Raw genomic sequence first — 2989 nt, forward strand, 5'->3', positions numbered from 1 at the left:
TTCGCGAAACACCAGAAACGGATAAGCGCGGTCGGCGGCAGCGTCTTCAGCGTAACGCCGCAAGCGGCGGCGGAAACCGGCGCGGGTGAGGTCGTCGGATGGCCAGATCGGCTCCCACGGCGTCAGGTAGCCGCGGCTATGCTCGCGCAGATCCGCCCATTGCGGGAAGTCGGCCATCACGGGCGCGCGTAGCTGCAGGCCGTAGCCGCGCGGCGCCAGCGCCGCCGGCACGCTTGATGGCAAACGAAACAGGGCCATATCTCTTCCCCGAAAAACCGGCTGCTGCCGCGAAAATCGTTCTCAGTGTAGCAGCGTTTTGTCCTTGGCGCGGGTCAAACCTTCGGCAAAGGCCACCGCGGTATCCAGTCCGCGGCCGCTGCCGAGCGCGCACACCGCCGGCCGGCTCCGGGTCAGCAATCCCCTGGCGACATTGCGGGTGGACTCGATGCTGACGGCGTCGATGCGGGCGACCAGCTCTTCCACGGTGAGCGGGCGGCCATAGGCCAGCATGTGCCGTGCCAGTTGTTCGGCGCGCGCGCTGCAGCTTTCCAGTGCCATCAGCAGGCCGGCCTTCATCTGCGCCTTGGCGCGGTTGATCTCGCCCTCGGTCAGCGTTTCCACGGCGTCATTGATGACATCGACGATGACTTCCATCATCTCCGGCGCATCGGCCGGATCGGTGCCGGTATAGAGCCCGAAAAAACCCGTGTCGCTATACGGCGCGTGAAACGTGTAGATCGAGTAGCACAGGCCGCGCTTCTCGCGGACTTCCTGGAACAGCCGTGACGACATCCCGCCGCCGAGAATGTTGGTGAATACCTGCAGGCTGAACAGCGACAGGTCTGACTGCGGCAGGCCTTCCAGCGCCAGCGTCAGATGCGCCTGCTCGAGATCGCGATGCACGACCCGAGAGCCGCCCTTGCCGAACATCGCCGGTTGCGGCTTCGGCGCTGCGGTGCCGGAAAAGCTAGAGAAGCGATCCGAGGCCTCATCCACCACCTGGCGGTGGCTGACCGCGCCGGCGGCGGCGACGACCATGTCCGGTCCGCGATAATGCGTTGAGAGATAGTTCTGCAGCGTGTCGCGATTGAACCCCTTCAGCGTCTTGGCGGTGCCGAGCAGCGAGCGACCCATCGGCTGGTCGGGATAGCAGAGCTCGTTGAGATGCTCGAACACCACGTCGTCCGGCGTGTCCTGCGCGGCGCCGATCTCCTGCACGATCACGCTCTTTTCGCGCTCGAGCTCTTCTGGCACGAACGTGGGGTTGGCGAGAATGTCGCTGAGCACGTCGAGCGCCAGCGGCACGTCGGCCTTCATCACGCGGGCATAATAGGCAGTCGTCTCGGTGGAGGTGCCGGCATTGAGATCGCCGCCGACCGCCTCGATCTCTTCGACGATCTCGCGCGACGAGCGCTTCTTGGTGCCCTTGAACGCCATGTGTTCGAGCAGATGCGAAATGCCGTGCTCGTTGGGTTTTTCGTCGCGGCCGCCGACGCCGGTCCAGACGCCCAAGGCCGCGGTTTCCAGGTGCGGCATGGAATCGGTGATGACCGTGAGGCCCGAGGGCAGTTTGGTGACTTCGACACTCATCAGGAAACTCCTTGCTTCGCGGCGCGGCTGACCGACAGCACGAACCGCTCAATGTCGCTTTGGTCATTCTTCATGACCGTAATATGCTCGGGCTTGCTCATCAGGCCATCGAGATACACCGGCAGCGCCGGGCGCACGCCGCAGGCGGCTTCCACCGCATCGGGAAATTTCGCCGGATGCGCGGTGGACAGCACGATGTTCGGCACATGCATCTCGGTGGTGTCGCGATCGGCGACCGCCAGCGCCACCGCGGTGTGCGGATCGATCAGGTCGCCGGTCTCGCGCCATGCGGTGCGGATCGCGGCGGCGGTCTCGTCCTCGTCGGCACGGCCGGCTTCGAAATCCGCGCGGATCGCGGTCAGCAGCGCCGCGGGCAGCACGAAGCGGCCCGACTGCTTCAGCGAATCCATCAGCCCGCGGACCAGCGCGGCGTCGCGGCCGGAGGCCTCGAACAGCAGCCGTTCGAAATTCGACGACACCTGGATATCCATCGACGGCGACACGGTCTGATGCACTTCACGGACTTCGTAGATGCCGGTGGCCAGGGTGCGCGCCAGAATGTCGTTGACGTTGGCGGCGATGCGCAGCTTGCGGATCGGCAGGCCCATCCGCTTGGCGACGTAGCCGGCAAAGATGTCACCGAAATTGCCGGTCGGCACGGTGAAATCGACCGCGCGGCCGGGCGCGCCGACGGCCACCGCCGAGGTGAAGTAGTACACCACCTGCGCCACGATACGGGCCCAGTTGATCGAATTGACACCGGACAGCGAGACGGCATCGCGGAACGCGTGGTGATTGAACAGCCCCTTCACCAGCGCCTGGCAATCGTCGAAGTGGCCTTCGATCGACAGCGCGTGCACATTCGCGGCCCCGGACGTCGTCATCATCAACCGCTGCACGTCGGAGATTTTTCCGTGCGGAAACAGCACGACGAGATCGACATTGTCGCGGTTGGCGAAAGCATCCACCGCGGCGCCGCCGGTATCGCCGGAGGTCGCCACCACGATGGTCGTGCGCTGCGCCCGATTGGCCAACACGTGGTCCATCAGCCGCGCGATCAACTGCATCGCGACGTCCTTGAACGCCAGCGTCGGGCCGTGAAACAGCTCCAGCACGAACTGGTTAGGCGCGGTCTGGTCGAGCGGGACCACCGCGGGATGGCGGAAGGTGGCATAGGCCTCGTTGGCCATGCGGCCGAGTTCGTCGTCGGAAATCTCGCCGGCCACAAACGGACGGATCACCTCGACGGCGACTTCCCAATACGGCCGGCCAAACAGCGAGGCGATGGTCTCCGCCGAAAGCTGCGGCCAGACCTGCGGCACATAGAGGCCACCGTCGCGGGCAAGGCCCGTCAGCATCACATCGCAGAAGCCCAGGATGGGGGCCTCGCCCCGCGTGG

At 65.4% G+C, this 2989-nt stretch carries 2 protein-coding genes and 1 pseudogene; all 3 read right to left on the minus strand.

All coding sequences use genetic code 11. The annotated features are described in order from the left end of the window. Positions 1 to 258: pseudogene (locus tag JWR89_RS12065) on the minus strand (30S ribosomal protein S5 alanine N-acetyltransferase); the annotation flags it as partial. Between the two features lie 42 nt (positions 259 to 300). Beyond that, positions 301 to 1590, minus strand: coding sequence for a pitrilysin family protein (locus tag JWR89_RS12070; protein WP_299716187.1), 1290 nt, complete (start codon positions 1588 to 1590; stop codon positions 301 to 303). Then, a partial coding sequence (thrC, locus tag JWR89_RS12075) for a threonine synthase (protein WP_299716190.1) occupies positions 1590 to 2989 on the minus strand: 1400 nt, incomplete at its 5' end. The genes JWR89_RS12070 and thrC, both read right to left, overlap by 1 nt.

This window comes from Tardiphaga sp., assembly GCF_028290785.1.
In the GTDB taxonomy this organism is placed as follows: Bacteria; Pseudomonadota; Alphaproteobacteria; order Rhizobiales; family Xanthobacteraceae; genus Tardiphaga.